The sequence below is a fragment of the Micromonospora musae genome (genome assembly GCF_003626635.1).
Classification (GTDB): Bacteria; Actinomycetota; Actinomycetes; order Mycobacteriales; family Micromonosporaceae; genus Micromonospora; species Micromonospora musae.
Genome location: NZ_RAZT01000007.1, coordinates 118322 through 139116 on the forward strand (window position 1 = coordinate 118322; position 20795 = coordinate 139116).

Sequence of the window (20795 nt, forward strand, 5' to 3'; positions counted from 1 at the left end):
CGTCCGGCAAACCTACGCCAGGCGCCCGTGAACCACGGATCGTGGCCACCAGTACACACTCCGTTGATGACGATCTGGCATCCTCGACCCGAACAGTCGTTTCGCACCGGCTCCGAATTTCATATGGTGTAAGTCCCCGGCGGCGGAGGTGGTTGTGCGCGACCCCCTGGCGGAACCTTCGGACCTGATCCGTAGCGTCTCCCGCGCGCTACGAGTGCTGGAATCGGTCGGCCGTGCCCCCAGAGGGCTGACCGTCAAGCAGATCGCCCGGCGGTGCGAGTTGACCGTCGCCACCACGTACCACCTGGTCCGCACCCTGGCCTACGAGGGGTACGTCATCCGTCGCGAGGACGGCACGTACATCGTGGGGCTTGAGGTCGCCGACCGCTACCGGGAGCTGGTGGCGGCGTTCCGCGGGCCGCCGGCCGTCGGTGAGACCCTGCGCCGAGCCGCCTCGGAGACCGGCTACAGCCACTACCTCGGCCGGTTCGTCGGCGGCCAGGTGGCGGTCACCGCGGTCGCCGAGGGGCCGCGCTCCCCGTACCTGGAGGATCTGGTTCCCGGCTTCGACGAGGGGGCGCACGCCACCGCGCTCGGCAAGTCCCTGCTCGCCACGCTCACCGCCGAGCAGCGGTTCCGCTACCTGCGCGAGTACGGCATGCGCCCGTTCACCAGCGCCACCCTGACCAGCTCGGAGACGTTCGAGGCCGACCTGGCCGCCGGCGACCGGCGCGGCATGCAGCTGGAGCTCGGGCAGTTCCGCCAGGGGGTGGCATGCGCCGCGGTCCTGGTCAGCCCCGACAAGGACATGGAACGTCGAGTCGTCCTCGCCTGCGCGCTGCCGGCGAACGAGATGATGACCTCCGCCCGGATGGTCCGGGCGAAGATGCTCGCCACCGCCCGCTCCGTCGCCGACGGCATCGCGGCCGAACAGCACTGACCTCTGCCCGGCGCCGACGCGACGGGGCCCTCTCCCCGGCTGGGAGAGGGCCCCGCGTGGTGCGATCCGGCGGCGGACCGCGGAAGGAAGATCAGCTGCCGATCGGGCCGCCGTCGAGGCGCCAGGTCACCACGACGCCCGGCTTGGCGAAGTCGCCGTCCGGCCAGGTGGAGGCGGGCTGCTCGACCGAGGCACCGGTGATCTCACCCGGGTGCTGCACCGCCACGAAGACCGACCGGTTGTCGTCCGTGATGAACGGCCCGCAGGTCTCCGCGCCGAGCGGCACGGTCAGGAACTGCTTGAGGTGCCCCCGCTCCGGCCCCTCGAGAGCGGTGGCGAAGAGGCCGTCGTTGCTGCCCAGCGCGTTGCCGTCGGTGGAGATCCAGAGGTTGCCGGTGGCGTCGAAGGCGACGTTGTCCGGGCAGGAGATCGGGGAGACCTTCGTCTTGTCGTACCCGGCGAAGTAGGTCGACGCGTCGGTCGGGTCGCCGCAGATGATCGGCAGCGACCAGGCGAACGTCTCCGCGCTGCTGTCGCCACGGTCCTCGACCAGCTCCAGGATCTGCCCGTGCTTGTTGGCGTTGCGCGGGTTCGCCTCGTCCGCCTTCGGGTTGGCGCCCACACCCCGGTTGGTGTTGTTGGTCAACGCCACGTACACCTTGCCGGTGAGCTGGCTCGGCTCGACGTCCTCCGGCCGGTCCATCTTGGTCGCGCCGACCTTGTCACCGGCGAGCCGGGTGAAGGTGAGCACGTCGGCGGCGGTCATCCCTGCGACGAACGAACGGTTGCCGCTGACCAGCTTGATCCAGCGACCCCGGCCGTTGAAGGCGCCGTCCGACGGGAGCTTGCCCGAGCCGTCGATCTCACCGGCGCTGGTCTGCTCCAGCTTCGCCACGAAGAGCGTGCCGGACTCCAGGAGGCTGAGGTTGTGGTTGCGGGCGGTCCAGGAGTCGCCCTTCATGAACTTCTTGTCCGAGACGAACTTGTAGAGGTAGTCGAAGCGCTCGTCGTCGCCCATGTACGCCACGGCGTGGCCGCTCTTGGCGATGATGACGTTCGCGCCCTCGTGCTTGAACCGGCCCAGCGCGGTGTGCTTGCGCGGCCGGGCCTCCGGGTCCAGCGGGTCGATCTCGACGACCCACCCGAACCGGTGCGCCTCGTTGGGGTGCTTGGCCAGGTCGAAGCGCTCGTCCGCGCGCTCCCACTTGCGGCTGCCGCTCGGGTAGCGGGTGGTGGTGGGGATGCCGTACCGCTCCAGCTTCGGCTTCAGCTCGGCCGGGGCTCCGTCGGCACCGACGAAGTACTGGTTGAAGTTCTCCTCACCGGAGAGCACCGTGCCCCACGGGGTCACCCCACCGGCGCAGTTGTTCAGCGTGCCGATGACCGTACGGCCCTTCGGGTCGGCCGCGGTCTTCAGCCACGCCGAGCCGGCCGCGGGGCCGGTCAGGTCGAACTTGGTGGCGAGCGCCGTGACCCGCCGGTTGTACTGGCGGCGGCCCTTCTTCACCGGCCGCCACTGGCCGGTGTCGTCGACCCGCTCCAGCTCCACCACGGACATGCCGTGCGCGGCCATGGCGACCCGGATCTGCTCCACCGACAGGTTGTCCAGCCCGGGGAAGCCGGGGAACATGAGGTCCTCGTTGGTGTACTCGTGGTTGACCACGAGCAGCGCCCGCCGGCCCTGCTTGTCCAGGGGCAGCACGCCGACGAAGTCGTTGTTGTAGCCGAACTGCTTCGACTGGGCGGCGGCGGTCTGCCGGTGCAGGTTGAACTCCGGGGCGTCCGGGACGACCTCGTCGCCCCACTTGATGACCACGGAGTGGTCGTACCCGTTCGGCACCACCAGCGTGTCGAGCTTGTTCGGCGGGATGGCCTTGAAGGTCAGCGCGCCGTTGCCGACCCCGGGGCGGGGACGGCCGAAGCCGGCCGCCGCGGGGGAAGCGGTGGCGGCGGCGGCCGCGGCCGGGGCGGCGCCGGCCAGCGCGCCGGCAGCCGCGCCACCGAAGCCGAGGACCAGCGCACCGACCGCACCGGCCCGGACGACGCCGCGGCGGGAGACCTCGGCGTTCACCACGTCTCCGAAGTACTCGTTCTCCGACGTGTTCGGGACCGGGTGGTCACAGGCGTTGCCGCAGCGGTAGAGACAGGTCATGGCATCGCGGCTGCCGTGGCGGGTGGCGCCCAGCAGCGGGAGCAGCCGAGGACGGTCGCTCATGGGGGGAAGCCTCCTGAATGGGGGATGGTGGCTCGCGGGACCGGCGGTCCAGCGCGCGCCTACGCGCCGGACGCTAGGAGGACGTGGTGAGCGAGCGTCGGCCTGAACATGAACCAGACGTGAACACATCGATCGGAGCGATCGGTGGGAGGTCCGCCTGACCTCGGGCTGAACCGATCCGGGTCACCGTACGTATTCCGGGGCGAACGCATCGCCGGGCTCGCGTCGAGAGCGAGGAGGCCGCCATCAGCGACCACGACGCCCAACTGCTTCGCGCGCTGCACGACGAGCACGCCGAGGCGCTGTACGCGCACGCGCTACGGCTCGTCAACGGCGATCGGCAGCGCGCCGAGGACCTGGTGCAGGAGACCCTGCTGCGGGCCTGGCGCCATCCCGAGGCGCTCGACCCGCATCGCGGTTCGGTCCGGGCCTGGCTCTTCACCACCGCCCGCAACCTGGCCATCGACGCCTGGCGGCGACGGTCCACCCGGGTCGGCGAGGTCTTCACCGACGAGCTGCCCGAGCCGCCGGAGGCGGTCGACGAGACCGAGCGTGCGGTGGAGGCGTGGACCGTCGCCGAGGCGCTGAACCGGCTCAGCCCGACCCATCGCGAGGTGCTGGTGGAGTGCTTCTACCAGGGACGGTCGGTGGCGGAGGCGGCGTCGCGGCTCGGGGTGCCACCGGGCACGGTGAAGTCACGGACCCACTACGCGCTGCGCTCACTGCGGTTGGTCCTGGCCGAGATGGGGGTGACCGAATGAGCCGCTGCGAGTTCACGCAGGACGACGGCGCGTACGTGCTGGGCGCTCTCGCCCCGGCCGAGCGGGCCGCGTACGAACGGCACCTGGGCGGGTGCGCCGAGTGCCGGGAGGCGGTCGCCGAGATCGCCGTGCTGCCCGGCCTGCTCGGCCGGCTCGACCCGGCCGGACTCGAGCAGTTCCTGCAGCCCAGGTCCGGCCCGTCGCTGCCGGCGCTGCTCGACGAGGCGCGGAACCAGCGGCGCCGCGAACGGGCGGCCGGCCGCCGGCGGTACGCGTTGACCGGTCTCGTCGCGGCGGCGCTGGCCCTGGTGGTCGGCGTCGGCACGGCCCTCGTGCTGCCCCGGCAGAGCGCCCCGATCGTCGAGCAGCCGCAGCTGGTGGCGATGCAGCCGGTGGCCACCAGCGTGCCGGTGCACGCCGAGATCGCGTTGGCCGGCACCGAGTGGGGCACCGAGGTGACCATGCGCTGCGGGTACGACTCGCGTCCCGGAACGACGAGGGCGTACACCTTCCGGCTGGTGGCGCACGGCCCGGACGGCGCGACCGAGCAGGTCGGTTCCTGGCTGGCCGCGCCCGGCGACGACGTGCAGTTCACCGGGGTCACCCGGTTCACCGGCGCGGAGCTGGTGCGCCTGGAGCTGCTGCGCGCCGACGGCACCCCGGTGCTCGGCTACGACGTCCGCTGACCGAGCGGTGCGGGCCGCCACCCGCTCAGCGGGCGGCGGTGGTGGCGGGCGTCGGGGCGTTGGTACGCGCGGCGATCCGGGTGCGCCGGGCGGTGCGTACCGCGTCGGCCGTGAAGACGATCAGCGCGAGCCAGACCAGCGCGAAGCCGGCGAGCCGGGCGGGCGGCATCGGCTCGTGGAAGATCAGCACCCCGCAGGCGAGCTGGAGGATCGGCGCGAGGTACTGGATCATGCCGAGGTTGGTGAGCGGCAGCCGGTTGGCCGCGCCCGCGAAGAGCAGCAGCGGGACGGCGGTGGCCGCGCCGGCGAGCACCAGCAGCGTGGTGTGCGTCGCGGAGACGTGACCGAACTGCACGCCGCCGGACGAGGCGAGCCAGCCGAGGTAGCCGAGCGCGGGCAGGGCCAGCACCGCCGACTCGACGAAGAGCCCCTCCGCCGCCGGCAGCCCGAGCCGCTTCTTGACCAGGCTGTACCCGCCGAAGCTGAGCGCGAGGGTGAGCGCCAGGTACGGCACGTGGCCGTAGTCGACGGTCAACACCGCCACGGCCAGTCCGCCGACGCCGAGCGCCACCCACTGTGCCCGGCGGAGCCGCTCGCGTAGCACGGTCACCCCGAGCAGCACGACCACCAGCGGATTGATGAAGTATCCGAGCGCCGTCTCCACCACCCGGTCGGAGTTCACGCCGTAGATGTAGGTACCCCAGTTCACCGCGATCAGCGCCGCCGCGACGGTGATCCCCGCGAGTACGCGCGGGCGGCGGGCGAGCGCCCGCAGGAAGGCGATGTTGCGCTGCGCGGCGAGCAGCAGCGCCACGAACGCCACCGACCAGACGATCCGGTGGGCCAGGATCTCCAGCGGCTCGGCCGGCCGCAGCAGCTTCAGGTAGAGCGGGAAGAAACCCCAGAGCAGGTACGCGCCGAAGCCGTAGAGGTATCCCAGTCGCAGCGGTGTCACGCGTCAACCGTAAGGGGCGGTCGACCCTCGGGTTCCTTTCGAGTGGCCTGGGTCACCCGAGCCTCGCCGACCGGCGTCGCCGCCGCCTCGTCGCCCGTGGCCGCCGCCGATCCGTCGTCCTGCGTCGCCGCCCGGTCGCCGTCCCGCGCCGCCGTTTCGCCGTCCGGCGTCGCCGCTTCGGCGCGTCGGTCAAGCTGCATGAAGTGGGTCGGGTCGACCGGTGTGAAGCCGACCTTCGCGTACACCCCGTGCGCGTCCAGCGTGGCCAGCAGGATCCGCCGCACGCCGATCTCGTCGAGGTGGTCCCGGACCGCCCCGGCCAGCCAGCCGCCCAGCCCGCGCCCCCGCTCGCCGGGGTCCACGTAGACGTCGCAGAGCCACGCGAAGGTGGCCCGGTCGGTGACCACCCGGGCCACGGCCACCTGTCGGCCGTCGCCCGGGCGGTAGACGCCGAACGGCAGCGAGCCGGCGAAGGCCCGCCCCACGGTCTCGCGGTCGCGGCCCAGCGCCCAGTACGCGTCGGTGCTGAGCCAGTGGTGCACCAGGCCCAGGTCGAGCCGGCCGGGATCGGTGCTGAGCAGGTAACCGTCGTCGCGAGTCAGCGTGAACACGCCTGCGACGCTAACCCCGTCGCCCGCCCGCCGCGCCAGCCAATTCCCGCGCCCTGGCCACCCGGCCCGTCGCCGCCACCCTCCGGCCCGCCGCGTCCGGCCCGTCACCGTCCGGCCCGTCACCGTCCGGCCCGTCACCGTCCGGCCCGTCACCGTCCGGCCCGCCGCCGGGCGGCCCGATCAGTCGCGGTCGAGGATGGCGCCCAGCACCCAGGTCACGACGCTGACGAGCAGCGCGCCCAGCACCGCCGAGGGCCAGAATCCGTCCACGTGGAACGGCAGCCCGGCCTCACCGGCGATCCAACTGGTCAGCAGGAAGAGCAGGCCGTTCACCACCAGCGCGATCAGCCCGAGGGTCAGCAGGTAGAAGCCGCAGCCGACGGTCTTGATGACCGGCTGGAGCACCGCGTTGACCACGCCGAAGATCGCCGCCACCAGGACCAACGTGGTGACCGTGGTGACGGCGGAGTCCGAGTCGAGGGTGATGCCGGGGATGAACAGGGTGGCCAGCCAGAAGGCGAACGCCGTGGTGACCAGCCGGATCAGCAGCCCCTTCAGAAAATCCATGGCGGCGATGGTGCCACGCGCCGACCAGCGGCGGAACCCGTGCCGGTCCGGATTTCGGTTACCGGAGTGCCTCCGGCGAGCCGGCATGCCGCCCGTCGACGTGACCCGGGCGGTGGCCCTCGCGGCGGGACGGGCGACCGACGAGCTGCGCCTCGACGGGGGTGAGGGAGAGCAGCGCCCAGCGCAACGCGCGCCGGTTGATGACCGCGACCATGTCGTCGCGCATGTGGGTCAGCCACTGCGCGGAGTCTCCGAGCCCCAGCGTCGCGCCGGCCAGGGCCGCCTCCTCCGCGTCGAGGGGTTGCAGCACCACCAGGTCGGCGCGGCCCAGCAGGTCCACGTCCGCCGGGGTCAGCTCCTCGCGTACGACCAGTGTGGATCGCCACGGCGGACCGGGCTGCGGGTCGGCCGGCACCGGGCCGACGTCCAGCACCAGCAGCAACGGGCGCAGTGGGGTGCCCGCCCCGGCGGGGAACGGCGCGCCGGGTGGGAGCAGCGGCACGGTCGTGTCGGCCGTGCCGACGCCCCGGACGAACGGCTCCCACAGCCGCGGACGGCTGGTCTGCACCACCGCCTGCGCGCCGAGCGCCAGGGCGCGCAGCAGCACGAGCTGGGTCGCGCGTACCCCGCCGACCAGCAGCACCCGGGTGTTCTCCGGCCGGAAGAGCCGGACGGTCACCGACCGCCCCTGCCGGTTGGTGCCGAGCATCAGCCCGGCGTCGCCGAGGGTCAGCTCCGGCAGGTGCGACGCCGGCCCGGTGCGGGACGGCCCGGCCAGCGCCAACGGCAGCGTGCCGGCCAGCCCGCCCGCGTGTGCGCCGTCGAGCCGGTGGAGCTGCCCACCCAGGTCGGTCAGCAGCCGGTGCAGGGCCTGTGCGGCGAGGGCGAGCGCCCCGGGCGAGGTCGCGGCGAGGCGTACGGCCGGGGCGGCGTTCACCGCGCCTACGGCGTCGCCCGGGCCGGCGCAGAGCGCGACGGTCGTGACGGTGGCCGGCAGCGCCGACAGCCGGGAGGCCAGCCGTCCGGCGGCGTCGCCGTCCAGCTCCGGCCACCGGTCCAGCCGGAAGGTGGCCTGGTGCAGCCGGCCCGTGCGTAGCGCCGTCCAGCGTTCCCGCACCGGCCCGCCGTCGAGGTTGGCGAGTTCGGCGAGCGTCTCCAGCGTCGCGGCCACGCCGAGCGGGCGCGCGTCCAGTGGCCGTAGTCGACGGACGATCCGCCGTACCGCGCCGGCGAGGGCGACCCGCAGCTCCTCCGCCGACCAGCCGTCGACCCGCAGCACCCGTACGGCGATGACCGCCCGCTCGCGCCCGGCCAGCCGCCCGTCGGTCAGCTGCCGGTACGACGTGCCCGCCGCGCCGTCCACCGCGGGTGCCCGGGTGGTCGAGAGCACCAGTTGGATCCGCAGCGGTGGGGCGTCCGACGTGGCGGGCGGCAGCAGCGTTGCCGGCGCGGGTAGCGGCTGCGGGCCGGCGCCGAGCAGCTCGCCCGGATCGCCGAACTCCAGCAGGGCCACCATGCCGGCCGGGTCGTCCAGCACTGCGGCGGGCCGGCCGACCAGCTCCACGGGGCGGACGGTGGCGCCCGGATCGACGAGGTCGAGCAGCGCCGCCGGGCCCGCCTGCGCCGGTAGTGCTCTGCGGCGGGTCAGGTGACCGAGGCCCGTCGCGGCCCACTCGAAGAGCCAACGGTCCCGGATCCGCAGCCAGGCCAGCGGCAGCAGCAGCGCGGCGGCGAGCAGGGCGCCCGCCAGCGGCCCGGCGCCCCGGCCGAGGGCGGCGACCAGCAGGGCCGTCGCCACCTGCGCGGCGACGACCTGACCGGCCCGGACCCGCAGCGAGGCGCTGGACCACGCCGACAGCCGCGCGAATCCGCGGCCGACGCCGGGCCGACCCGGGCGGTGCCGCTCGGCGGTGCTGGTCGCGGTCACCGCCCCTCCCGCCGATCACTCGCCGCTACGTCGCTGCCGCACATGGTAAGCGAGCAGCCGGCTACGCGTTGTCCACAGGGGAGCGGAGCGGGGTAGCAGGACGGCTACCGGACGACTACCGTCAGCCACGAATCCGCTGAGCCCGGCGCCCGTAGTGCGCGACGACCAGGGCGCGAGCGGTGCGTTCTCCGGCGGCGCACCCGAGGCCGGCCGAGACCACGAGACGAGGTGAGGTCCGAAAGTGTCCCAGACCCAGGCGGAAGCGGCCGTGATGCAGCAGACCGCGACCAGGTTCGAGCAGGTGGACCAGTCCCTGCAGTCGATGCTCAGTGGCCTGCTGGCCGAGCTCGCCGTGTTGCAGCAGGCCTGGCGCGGTGCGGGCGGGCGATCCTTCGAGCAGGTTAAGCAGCAGTGGGCGCAGGACCAGGCCGCGTTGCAGCGCGCCCTGCGAGAGACCGCCGGCGCGATCCGTACGACCGGGCAGCAGTACGACGCCTCCGACAGCGAGGCCGCCGGCCGCGTCGCCGGCACCAACCGCGGTGGCATCCAGCTGCCGCTCTGACAGGTTCCGATCCAGGGGGAGGGATTCCGCAGATGGACAACGGCGTACTCGTCGTCAACTTCGCCGCGCTGCAGCAGGCCAGCGCGGACATCCAGAAGGCGTTGAACACGCTCGACTCGCAGCTCGGCCAGTTGGAGCGCGACGCGGCCCCGCTGGTCGCCGGCTGGACCGGTGAGGCCCAGCAGGCCTACGAGCAGCGGCAGGCGCGCTGGCGTACGGCCGCGCAGGACCTCTCGGCCATGCTGCGCGACATCAAGTTCGCGGTGGACGACTCCGCCGCCGACTATCTGGACACCGAGAAGAAGAACGTGGGCCTCTTCCAGTGACCCGGTGCCGCCGGCTGCTCGACGATGTCGCGGCCTGGCGGTGATCCATCCGACGGTGGTGCGGGCCCGCTCCGGGCCCGCACCACCGTCGGCGCGTCAGGCCTGGGTTCCTGGGCTGACCGCTAGCCGGGATCAGCCGGGCGCCAGCGGCGGCGAGCGCCGCGCGGCAGCAGGTGCGCGAGCAGCACGACGACGACGGCCAACCCGCCGACGGCTGCCGCCACCGCCAGGGCCCGCTCCCGGGCGGCCGCCCGCCGGGCCAGCTGCGCCTGTCGCGCCGGGTCGGCCCGGTCGTCGGCCAGGGCAGCGACCGGACGCGGCGCGCCCGCCGCCGATCCGGGCGTCTCGGTGACCGCCCGGTAGGGGTTGAGCACCCCGGCGCCGTACCCGCCGCCCGGTGCCGGGTCCGCGCTGGCCACGATCCGTTCGGCTACCTCGGCGGCGCTCAGCCCGGGGCGGTACTCACGCAGCAGCGCCGCCGTCGCGGCGACGAACGGGGCCGCGTAACTGGTGCCCTCGGCCCGGTGGTGGCCCCGCCCGGGAGCCGCCATCAACACGTCGCTGCCGGGTGCGACCAGGTCGACGTACGGGCCGGTCTGGGAGAAGGGCGCCCGGGTGCCGTCCGCCCCGATCGCGCCCACCCCGAGCACCCCGTCGTAGGCCGCCGGGTAGGGCCGGGGGTCGCCGGCTTCGTGCAGGTTTCCGGCGGCGGCGACCAACACCACGTCCCGGGCGAGCGCGTAGCCGACCGCCGACCGCACGGCCGGATCGTCGGCGTAGAGCACGACGGAGAGGTTCAGCACGTCCGCGCCGTGGTCCACCGCCCACCGGATCGCCCGGGCGAACTCGCCGGCGCTGACCGTACGCCCCGCCTCGCGGCCCGCCACCACCTGCTGCTCGCTGACCCGGACCGGGAGGATCCGGCTCTCCGGTGCCAGGCCGCGGAACGCCACGCCCGGTCGGGACGCGGCGGCGATGATGCTCGCCACGCCGGTGCCGTGGCCGGCGCAGTCACGGCCACCGTCGCCGCCGGGGTCGAGCAGATCGGTGCCGTCGAGCACCCGACCGGCGAGCTGGTGGTGCTCCCGGTCCACCCCGGAATCGATCACCGCCACCGTCACTCCGGACCCGGTCGCCAGTGGGGCCAGCCGTTCGGGGGCGTACCGCTGCTGTGCCCAAGGTGTTCCGGCGACGGTTCCGGCAGGAGCCGGCGGGGTGGCGCAACCCGGCGCGGCCCCGCGGCCCGGGGCGGCCGCCACCACCCCGAGGGCCTGGTTCTCGGCGACCGCCTCGCGCGTCGTCGCGGCCGCGGGCTGGGCGGCCGGCGCGACGGTCAGCAGCACGGCCGCGAGCGCCGCCAGGGCCGGACGCGCCATCGACGGGGACATCGGCCGCCTCCGTATCGTGTCGGCTCCGGTACGGGATGTTATCGCCCGCGCGGTATCTCGGCGCACCGCCGACCGGTGGCATTGTGATCTTGTTACCACCTTGTAGGTTGTAGGCGATGCCTATGGCCTGTTCTCGGGAGGAGAGGTGGCCGTGACCGAATGGGAGCCGGCCACGGAGGCCGAGGCGGCGATGCGGGACGCCTTACGCGCCAGCGACCAGGAAAGATACTTCCGGATCCTGGCGCGCACCGATCTCCTCCTCCCGACGACGCAGCCGGTGGCCGGCCCCGCGGGCTGGGGCACCTGGACCAGCGGCGGACGCACCCATGTCCTCGCGTTCACCTCCGCCACCGCCCTGCGCTCATGCGTCGGCGAGAACGCGGGCGCCCACCGCCGCATCGCGTTCGCCGACCTGGCCGCCGATTGGCCCAATCCCGAGTGGTGGCTGGCGATCAACCCCGGCCTGCCCGTCGAGGGCTACCTGCCCGCCTGGTACGTCGCCCAGCTCTCCCGCGGCGAGGTGCGGCTGCCCGGCCGTACGCTCGGCGCCCGGGCCCGGCTTGAGCGGGCCGAGTCGCTGGCCCGTGCCCGGGCCGCCGAGTCCGGTCGGGATCCTTCGGCGGTACCGGCCGCCGGTCGTCCCGATGCCGCAGCGACGGCGGGGTCGCCCACGCGGACGTCGTTCCGCGCCACCGCGCCCGACATCGGGCCGCCACCGGGCGGCGAGGCCGGCGGAGCGCCCACGCGGGTCCCGCCGGCCTCCGTGGCGCTGCCGCGACGGCCCTCCGAGGCGGTGCCGACGGCCTGGCCGGGCGGTTCCGCCGATTCGTCCCGGGCGAGGCGTGGCGAGCCGGGTCCCGCTGCGCCCTTCACCCCGAGCGCCGCCGACCGGGCCGGCCGGGAACGGAGCCAGCCCCCCTCGGCGCGTCCCGGCGCCGTCGAGACTCCTGTCGGCAACGGGCCGTCCGCCTCGGGAGACTCGGCCGAGACGCCGCGCCGTTCCTTCTTCGAACCGGCCTCCGGCCGCGGGTCGGCGCCGCGCAGTCCGCTCCGGTCCGGGGACCGGGCCGCACCACCGTCCCGGTTCGGCCGCAGCGACCAGCCGTTTCCGCGACGCGGTCCGGTCGACGGGCCGCGAGACCCCGAGGCGACTCAGGCGTTCTTCTCCGCCGCCCGTGAACCGACGCCGTCGCCGCGCCCGTCGCAGGCCGCGCAGCGGACGGCGGCGAGCCGGGTCGAGGGCGTGGAGGCGACCCAGCAGCTGCCACCCCGCCGGCCCGATCCGCGGGCCGAGGAGCCCACCCGTGCCTTCGGCGTCTTCGGCGCACCGGCGGCGACCGGTACCGACGCGGAGGGCGAACGGACGCAGCCGCTGCCACCGCGCTCCCGTCCGGAGCCCCGGGGACCGGAGCCCGCCGAGGAGCTGCCAACGTCCGCGGCGGAGCCGGTCTCCGGTCCGCCGGCACCCCGCCGGGGCTTCGCGCCGATCGTGATCGAGGGCACGGTCGTCGAATCCCGGGACCTCGACCTGCCGGCGGCCCGGTCGGCCGGATCGGTGGATCCGTTCGGCGCGCCGTCCGCCGGACGGGCCGGCTTCGGCTCCACCGCGGCGAGCGCCGGCACCCCGCCGACGACCGGGCAGGTCGACCGCGCGGGCGCGCCGCAGCCGTGGGCCGGCTCGAACGTCGGCACGGACCGCTGGTCCCCGTCCCGACCCGGCAGCGCCCCCGCGCCCGACCCGGGCCCGGAGGGCGACCCGTGGACGTCCCGATCGGGCAGCCCCTGGATGCGGCCGAAGACGACCGGGAACCCGCGCGTCCCCGATCCGCCGACCGACTCCACGGCCGACGTGACGCTCGACCTGCGCGGGGCCGGCACCACGGCGGGAAGCGGCACCGCCCCGGCAGACGCTGTCGGGCGGGTGCCGGACTCCGTCCCGGACCTCTGGACGCCACGATCGGGGCGGCCGACGCCCGGCGCGGCGGAGCCGACCGTCGACACCGCACCGGTGCCGGCCGAGCGGCACACCACCGCGAGCGCCGCGACCACCGCTGCGGACGGCGGCTCCACCTACGCCGAATCGTCTGTCCCGCAGGAGTCGACCGCGCCCGTCGCGGAGCCGGCGGTCGACTTCCAGCCGGCCAACGCGGTGGAGGAGGACCTGCTGGGCGCGGCCGGGGCGGGAAGCACCGACACCTTCCTCTCCACGCTGCTGCTCGCCCGGGTGCTCCTGCCCGTGGCCGCCGAGTCGGTGCCCGGCAGTCGACCCGGCGACCCGGGTTTCGTCTGGCGTACCGAGGAGTTGGACGGGGAGACCTTCGTCGTGGTCTACACCTCCCCGGAGCGGTTGACCGAGCGCGTCGACGGCGACCTGGAGACCGCCCAGTTCAAGTTCGTCCAGCTCATCCGGCGCTGGCCGGACGAGGCGTGGTCGTTCGCCGTCAACCCGGGTACGCCGGTCGGGGCGAAGCTGCCCGGTGAGCAGATCGTCGGGCTGGCCAACTGGGCCGCCGAGGTCGGCCTCGGCGACGACGTGGAGGCGGAGGAGCCCGCCGCCCCGGACGCCCCGGCCGAGCAGCCGCGTACCACGCCGAAGCCGGTCGACCCGTCCCGGCCGGTCATGATGCAGAAGGCGGTCGCCCCGAGCCAGGTCGCCTACTACCTCGAACGTGGCTACGACCGGGTCTCCGGTTTCGTGCACCGGGCCAACGAACTGGCCCACCTGAACACGCCCGCGCAGCTGCACGACGCGCTCGGGCTCAACTACCCCGAGTCGCCGTTCTCCCGGGACGCCGAGGAGATCTACGTGCTGCGCTGGCCGGCGTACCGTCCGAGCCTCTACCGGATCCCCTACGGCGGCCAGAACGAGGCGGCCATGCGGGCCATGGAGGGCTGGGTCATCGAGCGCCCGCCGTTCCGGGGCAACGGGTTCGCGCCCGGGGAGAGCAGCGACGTGGTGGCGGAGTTCAAGGTGGACAGCGCCCGGCTGCCGCACGGCGCGCAGCTCTGGCGGGTCGGTGCGGACGGCAGCGAGCGGGTCGTCGCGATCCTGGACAGCGACGCGCTGCGCTGGCGGGAGGTGGGGGCGACGTGATCCGGGACGGCTACGTGGCCCGCTGGCGGGGCCGGGAGTACCAGGCCAGCCCGGACGGCGACGACGTGCGCCTCTACCAGCCGGAGACGGGTGAGGGCTTCGAGGAGGTCCGGCCCGGCCGGTACGTGCAGGTGCTACCGGCGAGCGAGGTCGAGGACCTGGCGTACGTGCGTACCACCTGCAGGTGGCAGGGGCAGCCGTTCGTCGTGCTCGGCGAGCACGACGGCTGGCTGCGGGTGGAGTACACCGGTGGCCGGTGGCCGGTGGCCCAGGCGATGCGGCTGGAGGTCTTCGACTTCGGCGTCTACCAGGGCTGGGCGCCCGCCGCTGAGGTGACCGACCTGCGCGAGCAGCGGATCTGACGGCCCGGCCGGGTCAGGACTTCGTCCAGCGCAGGATCTCGCCGAGCACCACGTCCGGCGCCTCCAGGTGCGGGAAGTGCCCCACCCCGTCGAGGAGCCGCCACTCGTAGGGTGCGACCACGTAGCGGCCCGAGCCCTGGGCGGTACGCGGCAGGGCGGCGACGTCGGCGGCGCCGTGCAGTTGCAGGGTCGGGGTGACCAGCGGCCGCTGCATCAGCTTGACGAAGCGGTAGCCGTGCAGCCGCAGCACCGAGCGGAACGCCCAGCGGTAGCCCTCCATGGCGCAGAACGCCGCCTGCGGGATCCGCATCGCCTCCCGGCAGCGCTCGGCGTACTCGGCGAAGCTCGGACCGGCCACCCAGTCCCGCCCGCCCCAACGGCGCAGCAGCTCCTCCACGAGCGCCGCGCCGTCGCGGGTCAGCACGTGCTCGAAGCGGGGCAGCTGGAACTTGAGCGCGGTCGTGGAGGCGGCGAACTGCCCGCGCGGGTCGGCGAAGATGCCGGCGCGCAGCCGCAGCGGATGCGGCGCGCCGAGCACGACCAGCCGGCGCACCAGGGCCGGGTGGAACGAGGCGACGGTCCAGGCGATCAGGCCGCCGGCGCCGGTGCCGACCAGGGTGGCGGAACGCTCACCGAGAGCACGGATCAGCCCGGCGATGTCGGCCGCGAGAGTGTACCCGTCGTATCCCCGGGGTGGCTTGTCGCTGGCGCCGTAGCCGCGTAGGTCCACGGCGACCGCCCGGAAACCGGCGTCGGCGACGGCCGGCAGCATCTCGTGCCAGGCCCACCAGTGTTCGGGGAAGCCGTGCAGGAAGAGCACCATCGGTCCGGCGCCCGCCTCGACCACGTGGAACCGGCTGCCGTTCGCGCCGACGAACCGATGCGTCCAGGGCCCCTCGGTGAGGACGCAGGACTCGTCGACGGGTCCGCCGTACTGGTCGGTCATGAGCCCAGCCTAGGTCCCCGCCTCGGGCACTGTGCCCGTGCCCGGGGCGGGGGTGGGCAATGCGGTACCGCGGTGGCCTCGACGATTGCGGGCGGAGGGCTACGGAAAGGGCGATGCCCGGGCAGGTGGCCTGCCCGGGCATCGCGTGGTGGTGCGGGGACCAGCGGATCAGGAGATCCGGATCTTCATCGAGGTGCCCTTCTGCTCCTGCACCTTGATCTTGACACCGGTCGCGGGGAGCTTGACGCCGTGGTTCGGCAGCTCCTCGTAGAAGTACTTCTTGGTGTCGTCGAAGAGCGGCTCCGCGTCCTGGCCGCGGATGTACTGCGGCTGGCTGTTCAGGTGCAGCGTGAACGAGTCCGCCTTCTTCAGGCTGAACGTCGCGTCGTACACCTGGACCCGGGCCCGCCACGGCTGGCCGGTCAGGTTGTAGATCGGCCGCGGGTGGGCGTCGATGATCATGTTACGACCCTCGCCCGGGTGCTCGAAGGTGTCGTTGTCCTCGTACCGGGTGTTCCAGTACGAGATCAGCAGACCCTCCTGGTACGCGTAGTGGTCCACCCAGTCCGGCCGGGTGTTCGTGTACCCGAAGAAGTACGGCCCGGTCTTCAGGTACTTGTCGTACGAGACGTACGACCGGTTGCCGGCGATGTAGAAGTTGTCGAAGAGCCGGGTGTACGACGCCTCGGCGATCTCGAAGCCACCGGCGAGCGTCCAGCCCGCGGCACCGGCCTCGGCACCGTCGCTCAGCAGGGTCTGCCCGTCGGCGGTGACGGTGATGGCGTCACCGTAGAAGCCGCCCTCGGAGACACCGCCGTCGGTCTGGTAGCGGAGCCGGAACTGCACGTTCTGACCGGCGTAGGCGTTCAGCGGGATGTTGATGTCCACCCACTGGCCACCGCTGGAGCCGTCCAGGGCGTAGCGCCCCGTCGAGATCTCCTTCAGCGGCGCGCCGTTGACCGTGCCGGGCAGCGGCGTCCAGGACTGGCCGTCGGTCGACGCCTCGAAGAAGAGGTAGTCGAAGTCGGCCTCGATGCTGTAGCGGCCCTTCATGCTGAACGCGGCACTGGTCTTGCCGGTGAGGTTCAGCGTCCGGGTCATGGTGCTGTTCAGGTCGTCCCGGTTACCCGAGAAGAACTGCTTCGTACCGGCGAACGGCGCGCCGTGGTCGAAGGTGTACTCCCGCTGCGGGAGGACGACCACGGCAGCCTGCGCCTTGTCGGAGTTGTACTCCTGCGGGCCGAGCTCCAGGGTCCGCTTCTGACCGGCCACGACCACCTCGTAGTCGAGCCAGCCGAGCTGGAGCTTGTTCCAGGCGCCGAGGTCGCCGCCCCGGTCACCGATGCCCTCGTCGTTCTTGGCGCCGAGCCGGCTCTGGGCCATCAGGGTCCAGTGCTCGTTGTTGTTGTCGCCGCTGTTGATGACGTTGTAGTCGTCCGGCAGACCGAGGTCGTGGCCGTACTCGTGGTAGAAGACGCTGCGGCCGCCGTTCTCCGGCTGGATGGTGTAGTCGCCGATCCAGATGCCGGTGTTGCCGATCTGGGTACCACCGGCCGGGAAGCTCGGCGGGCCGGTGACACCCTGGTCGGACGCGAAGGCGTACCAGCGGTGGCTCCAGATGGCGTCCTCACCCTGGTGCGGGTCACCGTCGGCCTCGTCACCGCCGGAGTGGACGATCTGGAAGTGGTCGATGTAGCCGTCCGACTCGTTGAAGTTGCCGTCGCCGTCGTGGTCGTACCGGTCCCACTGGTCCATCGACTTGACGTCCGCGGCGATCTGAGCGTCAGTCTTGCCGGCGGCCTTCTGGTCGGCGACCCACTGGTTGGCGGCGTCCGCGACCAGGTTCCAGGTGTTGGTGCAGACGTTCGAGGCGCAGGGGTAGCCGCCGGAGCGGCCGTAGCGGGCCTCGTTGTACGGCACCTTGACCCAGTCGGTGACCTCACCCTCGACGCTGTAGCGGCCCGAGGACTGCGCCTCGTAGTACTGCTTCAGCGACTCGTCGCCCGGGTTGGTGCCGAAGTACACCTGCCGGAAGTGGTCGGCGCTGAAGTCCGGCTGCCAGATGGTCGAGTTGTCCACCGCCCGGTTGGGCTGCGGGATCTCGTTGTGCAGCGGCCCGTCGAAGCGGGTCGGGCCCGCCGTGTCCGGGTCGGTGTCCTGATCCGGGTAGTTCGGGTGCCGCTGGTTGCCGAACTCGGCGAGGATCACGAAGATCTTGTCGGTCGTCTCGCGCCCGAGCTCGACGTACTGGTCCTTCGTCGCGCCCTTGCCGGCCTTGGTGGTCTTGGCGGAGCGGCTCGCCGCGCCGCCGACGGCCGCGGTCTCGCCGACCTTGACCACCGTGCTGCCGTTGATCTTCTGGGCCTCGGCCCGGCCAGAGAGGACGTCGGTCAGACCCTCCTGGCGCATCGCCCGCCGCTTGTCCTCAAGCGGGTTGGGCAGGTCGTGGTCCACATGGGCGGGTTCGGCCACCGACGGAGCGGCGGTCGGCAGCTTCGGCGCCGCACTGGCGGAGGCGCCAGCCACCAGTCCCGTCGCCGTCAGCGAAAGCCCGAGTAGACCCACTGCGACTTTGCGCACGTGGTACCTCCGATGTGAGGGAACCGGCCCCCCGGGGTTGCGGGCCGGCTGACTCGGCCCCCTGAGGGGCCACTGGTGAACATAGACACTGCTGCGTCGAGGGGGAAGACAGGCGCGTCGATTTGTTGCAAGTATTTGTTGACACTGCCTTCAGCCGTCATACTCCGGCAGGTCCCGCAACGGACATGAGCAGGCCGGATCCGGCTACGAGCCCAGGCAGCGGCGCATTTCGATCAACCCTGTTCGAAGGTACGAAAAAGGGGCCGGCGGCGTTTCCGCCACCGGCCCCGAAGATGATCGATGGATCAGTTGCTAACTCGCACGACCATCTTGTCGGCCGGGTGGTTACCCTGCTTCACGATTTCGATGCGAGTGCCCGTTCCGGCCACCTTCACCGAGTTCTGCTCGTTCTGCGCCGACCAGTAGCGGTCCACCACGCTGTCGTCGAAGACCGGGTTGGCCTTCAGCTTCGGCAGGGTGACCGGCACCCCGTTGAGGTGGAAGGTCTGCGCCGGCTTCTGCTTCAGGCTGAAGGCCGCGTCGAAGCCGTTGCGCCGGTTGGTGATGGTGCCCTGACCCGGGACCGTGATCGGGCCCGGCCGGACGTCGACCGGGAGGTTCAGGCCGTAGCCCGGGTGCTCCGACGTGTTGTTGTCGCCGTAGGCGTAGTTCACGTACCAGACCACCATGCCGGGCTGGTTGGCGTACCGCTCGACCCAGTTGGGGCGGGTGTTGGTGTAGCCGTAGTTGTAGCCACCGGTCTTCAGCGTCTCGTCGTAACCGAAGTAGGTCCGGTTCTCCGCGATGTAGAAGCGGGGGTACTCGGCGGTCACCTTGCCGCCCATCCGGGTGAAGCCCCGGGCGGTCCACTCGGCGGCCTGCGTCTCGACGTCGTCGGTCCAGGCGGCGGCGCCGTCCTTGACCAGCGAGACGTTGTCCAGGAACGCGCCGGCGAGGTGGAGCCCGCCGTCGCTCTGGTAGCGGTAGCGGAACTGGACGGCCTTGCCGGCGTACGCCGACAGGTCGTAGTTCAGGTCCACCCACGCACCGTTGGACGAGCCGTCGACGCCGGTCTCCGCGGCGTCGACCAGCGAGTTGGTGAGCTGCGTCCAGCTGGCGCCGTTGTCGGTCGACACCTCGGCGTAGAGGTAGTCGAAGTCCTCCTCGATGTCGTACCAGGCCTTGGCGTTGATCGAGGCGGTGGTGGCGCCGGTCAGATCGAGCTGCCGAGCGAGGGTGGTGTTCAGGTCGTCGGCGCTGCCGCCCCACCACTCGTACGACCCGCCGAACGGCGTGTTGTAGGCGGTGGTCTGCTCCTGTGCCGGCAGGTTCACGACGACGGCCTGGGCCAGCGGGCCGTCGCTGTCACCGGCCGGGCCGAGGGTGACCTGGCTGGTGCCCTTGTCGTACTCGACGGTGGAGTAGTTCAGCCAGCCGAGGAAGAGCTTCGACCACGGGTCCATGTAGCCCGGGGTCGAGCCGATGTCCTCCTTGCCGTGGCTCAGCCACGACCCGGACGACATGAGGCTCCAGAAGCCGACGCCGTTGTCGCCGCCGACCGTGTCGTAGAGGTCGGGCAGACCGAGGTCGTGGCCGTACTCGTGGGAGAAGACCCCGAGCCCGCCGTTCTCCGGCTCGGTGGTGTAGTCGCGGATCCACATGCCGGTGTCGCCGATCTGCACGCCGCCGGCCTTGTTCCCCTCCGGACCGGCGCTGCCGGCCAGGTTGGTGAACGCGCCCCAGCGGTGCGACCAGATGGCGTCCTCGCCCTCGGCGCCGCCGCCGGCCTCCTCGCCGATACCGGCGTGCACGGCCTGGAAGTGGTCGACGTAGCCGTCGGGCTCGTTGAAGTTGCCGTCCTGGTCGAAGTCGTACCGGTCCCAGGTGTCGAACTGGGCCAGGTACTCCTTGATCTGGGCGGGCGTCTTACCGGCGGTGACCTGGGCGTCGTACCAGGAGGTGGCGGTGTCCTTGATGAAGTTCCAGGAACCGTCGCTCTCCGGGATGGCGTTGCTGCCGTACCGGGCCTCGTTGTAGGGCACGGTGACCCAGTCGCTGACGTCGCCGCCGACCGTGTACCGGCCGCCGGACTGCGCCAGGTAGAAGTCGCGCATCGACTCGCCGCGGCGACCGTAGAACATGTCGAGGTAGTGCTGGCGGTCGTAGTTCGCCGACCACGTGGTGCTGTTGTCGTCGGTCGCGCCGCCGTCGTACTTGCGGTCGGGCTCGGGGATCTGGTTCACCACCGGGCCGGCTGCGCCACCGGTCCGCGGGTCGACCTTGTCGCCGAAGTTGACCAGCATGGTGAAGATCGGGTCGACCTTCGGCGGCTGCTGGTACTCGACGAACTTGTCCTTGATCTTGATGACCTTCGAACCGTGCCGGGTCTCCAGCTTGGCCTTGCCGGTGAGCAGGTCGGCGATGGCCTGCTTCCGGAGAGCGCGCTGCTGGTCGGCCTTCGGGTCGGGAAGGTTGTCCGGGCCGTGCTCGGCCCGGTCGGATGAGGGGGTCGGGTTCGCCGCCGGGGCGCCGGAGGCCGGCGTCGCCACGGCTCCCGCCGCCAGCAGCGCGGCCGCCGCGGTCGCCAGGCCGGCTGTGACTCGTCTCCTCAAAGGGTCCTCCTTTGTGGATCTGTTACATGACAGGCCGCACACGTGCAAACGACTGTCATGAATTGCGTCAACCACCCTTACAGAGGAGGCGGAGCATGTCACGAGTTGCCGGGAAGGAATGATCATCTATTTTGAGCGGATTTGTTAGTCACAAATCCGCCCAAGGTATCTGTAGCCCTAAGCAACTTTTAACATTACGTTTCAATCACGGGGGCTTCGCGCAGCGGGTGATTATGCGGTCCCCAAGGGAGAGCGTCGGCACC

At 72.4% G+C, this 20795-nt stretch carries 15 protein-coding genes and 1 pseudogene; 7 read left to right on the top strand and 9 right to left on the bottom strand.

Annotated features, from left to right (window positions below):
* Positions 1-154: 154 nt before the first annotated feature.
* Positions 155-940 carry an IclR family transcriptional regulator gene (locus D7044_RS15140; protein ID WP_120673707.1) on the top strand — a complete coding sequence of 262 codons (786 nt, stop codon included), beginning with the start codon at positions 155-157 and terminating at the stop codon, positions 938-940.
* Between the two features lie 91 nt (positions 941-1031).
* On the opposite strand, the gene D7044_RS15145 is transcribed toward D7044_RS15140, so the two are convergent.
* Positions 1032-3155 carry a PhoX family protein gene (locus D7044_RS15145; RefSeq protein WP_120689323.1) on the bottom strand — a complete coding sequence of 708 codons (2124 nt, stop codon included), beginning with the start codon at positions 3153-3155 and terminating at the stop codon, positions 1032-1034.
* A gap of 266 nt (positions 3156-3421) precedes the next feature.
* Here D7044_RS15145 and D7044_RS15155 point away from each other — a divergent pair, with 266 nt between their 5' ends.
* Both D7044_RS15155 and D7044_RS15160 read left to right on the top strand, forming a co-directional pair.
* A complete protein-coding gene (locus D7044_RS15155; RefSeq protein WP_233562920.1) occupies positions 3422-3916 on the top strand; it encodes a sigma-70 family RNA polymerase sigma factor in 495 nt (164 codons plus the stop codon).
* The gene (locus D7044_RS15160) at positions 3913-4602 is read left to right on the top strand and encodes an anti-sigma factor family protein (protein ID WP_120673703.1); all 690 of its coding nucleotides are present in this window, start codon (positions 3913-3915) and stop codon (positions 4600-4602) included. Before D7044_RS15155 ends, D7044_RS15160 begins: the two co-directional genes overlap by 4 nt.
* Positions 4603-4627: 25 nt before the next feature.
* Here the strand turns inward: D7044_RS15160 and rarD are convergent, their stop codons facing one another.
* The 4 genes and pseudogenes from rarD to eccE all read right to left on the bottom strand — a co-directional run bounded on the left by rarD (position 4628) and on the right by eccE (position 8662).
* A complete protein-coding gene (gene rarD / locus D7044_RS15165; RefSeq protein ID WP_120689324.1) occupies positions 4628-5557 on the bottom strand; it encodes an EamA family transporter RarD in 930 nt (309 codons plus the stop codon).
* Positions 5558-5739: 182 nt separating this feature from the next.
* Positions 5740-6168, bottom strand: a pseudogene (locus tag D7044_RS15170) (GNAT family N-acetyltransferase); the annotation flags it as partial.
* Between the two features lie 180 nt (positions 6169-6348).
* The gene (locus tag D7044_RS15175; RefSeq protein ID WP_120673983.1) at positions 6349-6735 is read right to left on the bottom strand and encodes a phage holin family protein; all 387 of its coding nucleotides are present in this window, start codon (positions 6733-6735) and stop codon (positions 6349-6351) included.
* A 58-nt stretch (positions 6736-6793) separates the two neighbouring features.
* Entirely contained in the window at positions 6794-8662 is a 1869-nt protein-coding gene (eccE, locus tag D7044_RS15180; protein WP_120689326.1) for a type VII secretion protein EccE, read from the bottom strand.
* A gap of 241 nt (positions 8663-8903) precedes the next feature.
* Here eccE and D7044_RS15185 point away from each other — a divergent pair, with 241 nt between their 5' ends.
* A complete protein-coding gene (locus D7044_RS15185) occupies positions 8904-9224 on the top strand; it encodes a WXG100 family type VII secretion target (protein WP_120673700.1) in 321 nt (106 codons plus the stop codon).
* 32 nt (positions 9225-9256) lie between these two features.
* Positions 9257-9550, top strand: a complete 294-nt coding sequence (locus tag D7044_RS15190; protein WP_120673699.1) for a WXG100 family type VII secretion target — start codon at positions 9257-9259, stop codon at positions 9548-9550.
* A gap of 122 nt (positions 9551-9672) precedes the next feature.
* On the opposite strand, the gene mycP is transcribed toward D7044_RS15190, so the two are convergent.
* The gene (mycP, locus tag D7044_RS15195; RefSeq protein ID WP_120689327.1) at positions 9673-10938 is read right to left on the bottom strand and encodes a type VII secretion-associated serine protease mycosin; all 1266 of its coding nucleotides are present in this window, start codon (positions 10936-10938) and stop codon (positions 9673-9675) included.
* Between the two features lie 151 nt (positions 10939-11089).
* Here mycP and D7044_RS15200 point away from each other — a divergent pair, with 151 nt between their 5' ends.
* Together D7044_RS15200 and D7044_RS15205 are read left to right on the top strand one after the other, a co-directional pair.
* Positions 11090-14032 carry an SseB family protein gene (locus tag D7044_RS15200; RefSeq protein WP_233564995.1) on the top strand — a complete coding sequence of 981 codons (2943 nt, stop codon included), beginning with the start codon at positions 11090-11092 and terminating at the stop codon, positions 14030-14032.
* Entirely contained in the window at positions 14029-14394 is a 366-nt protein-coding gene (locus tag D7044_RS15205; RefSeq protein WP_120673697.1) for a hypothetical protein, read from the top strand. The genes D7044_RS15200 and D7044_RS15205 overlap by 4 nt, the downstream gene beginning before the upstream one ends.
* Positions 14395-14407: 13 nt before the next feature.
* On the opposite strand, the gene D7044_RS15210 is transcribed toward D7044_RS15205, so the two are convergent.
* The 3 genes from D7044_RS15210 to D7044_RS15220 form a co-directional block, all read right to left on the bottom strand.
* A complete protein-coding gene (locus tag D7044_RS15210) occupies positions 14408-15340 on the bottom strand; it encodes an alpha/beta fold hydrolase (protein WP_120673696.1) in 933 nt (310 codons plus the stop codon).
* Between the two features lie 168 nt (positions 15341-15508).
* Positions 15509-17905 (bottom strand): immune inhibitor A domain-containing protein, encoded by a 2397-nt coding sequence (locus D7044_RS15215; RefSeq protein WP_120689328.1) that lies wholly within the window; start codon positions 17903-17905, stop codon positions 15509-15511.
* 320 nt (positions 17906-18225) lie between these two features.
* A complete protein-coding gene (locus D7044_RS15220) occupies positions 18226-20532 on the bottom strand; it encodes an immune inhibitor A domain-containing protein (protein WP_199716632.1) in 2307 nt (768 codons plus the stop codon).
* Positions 20533-20795: the final 263 nt, after the last annotated feature.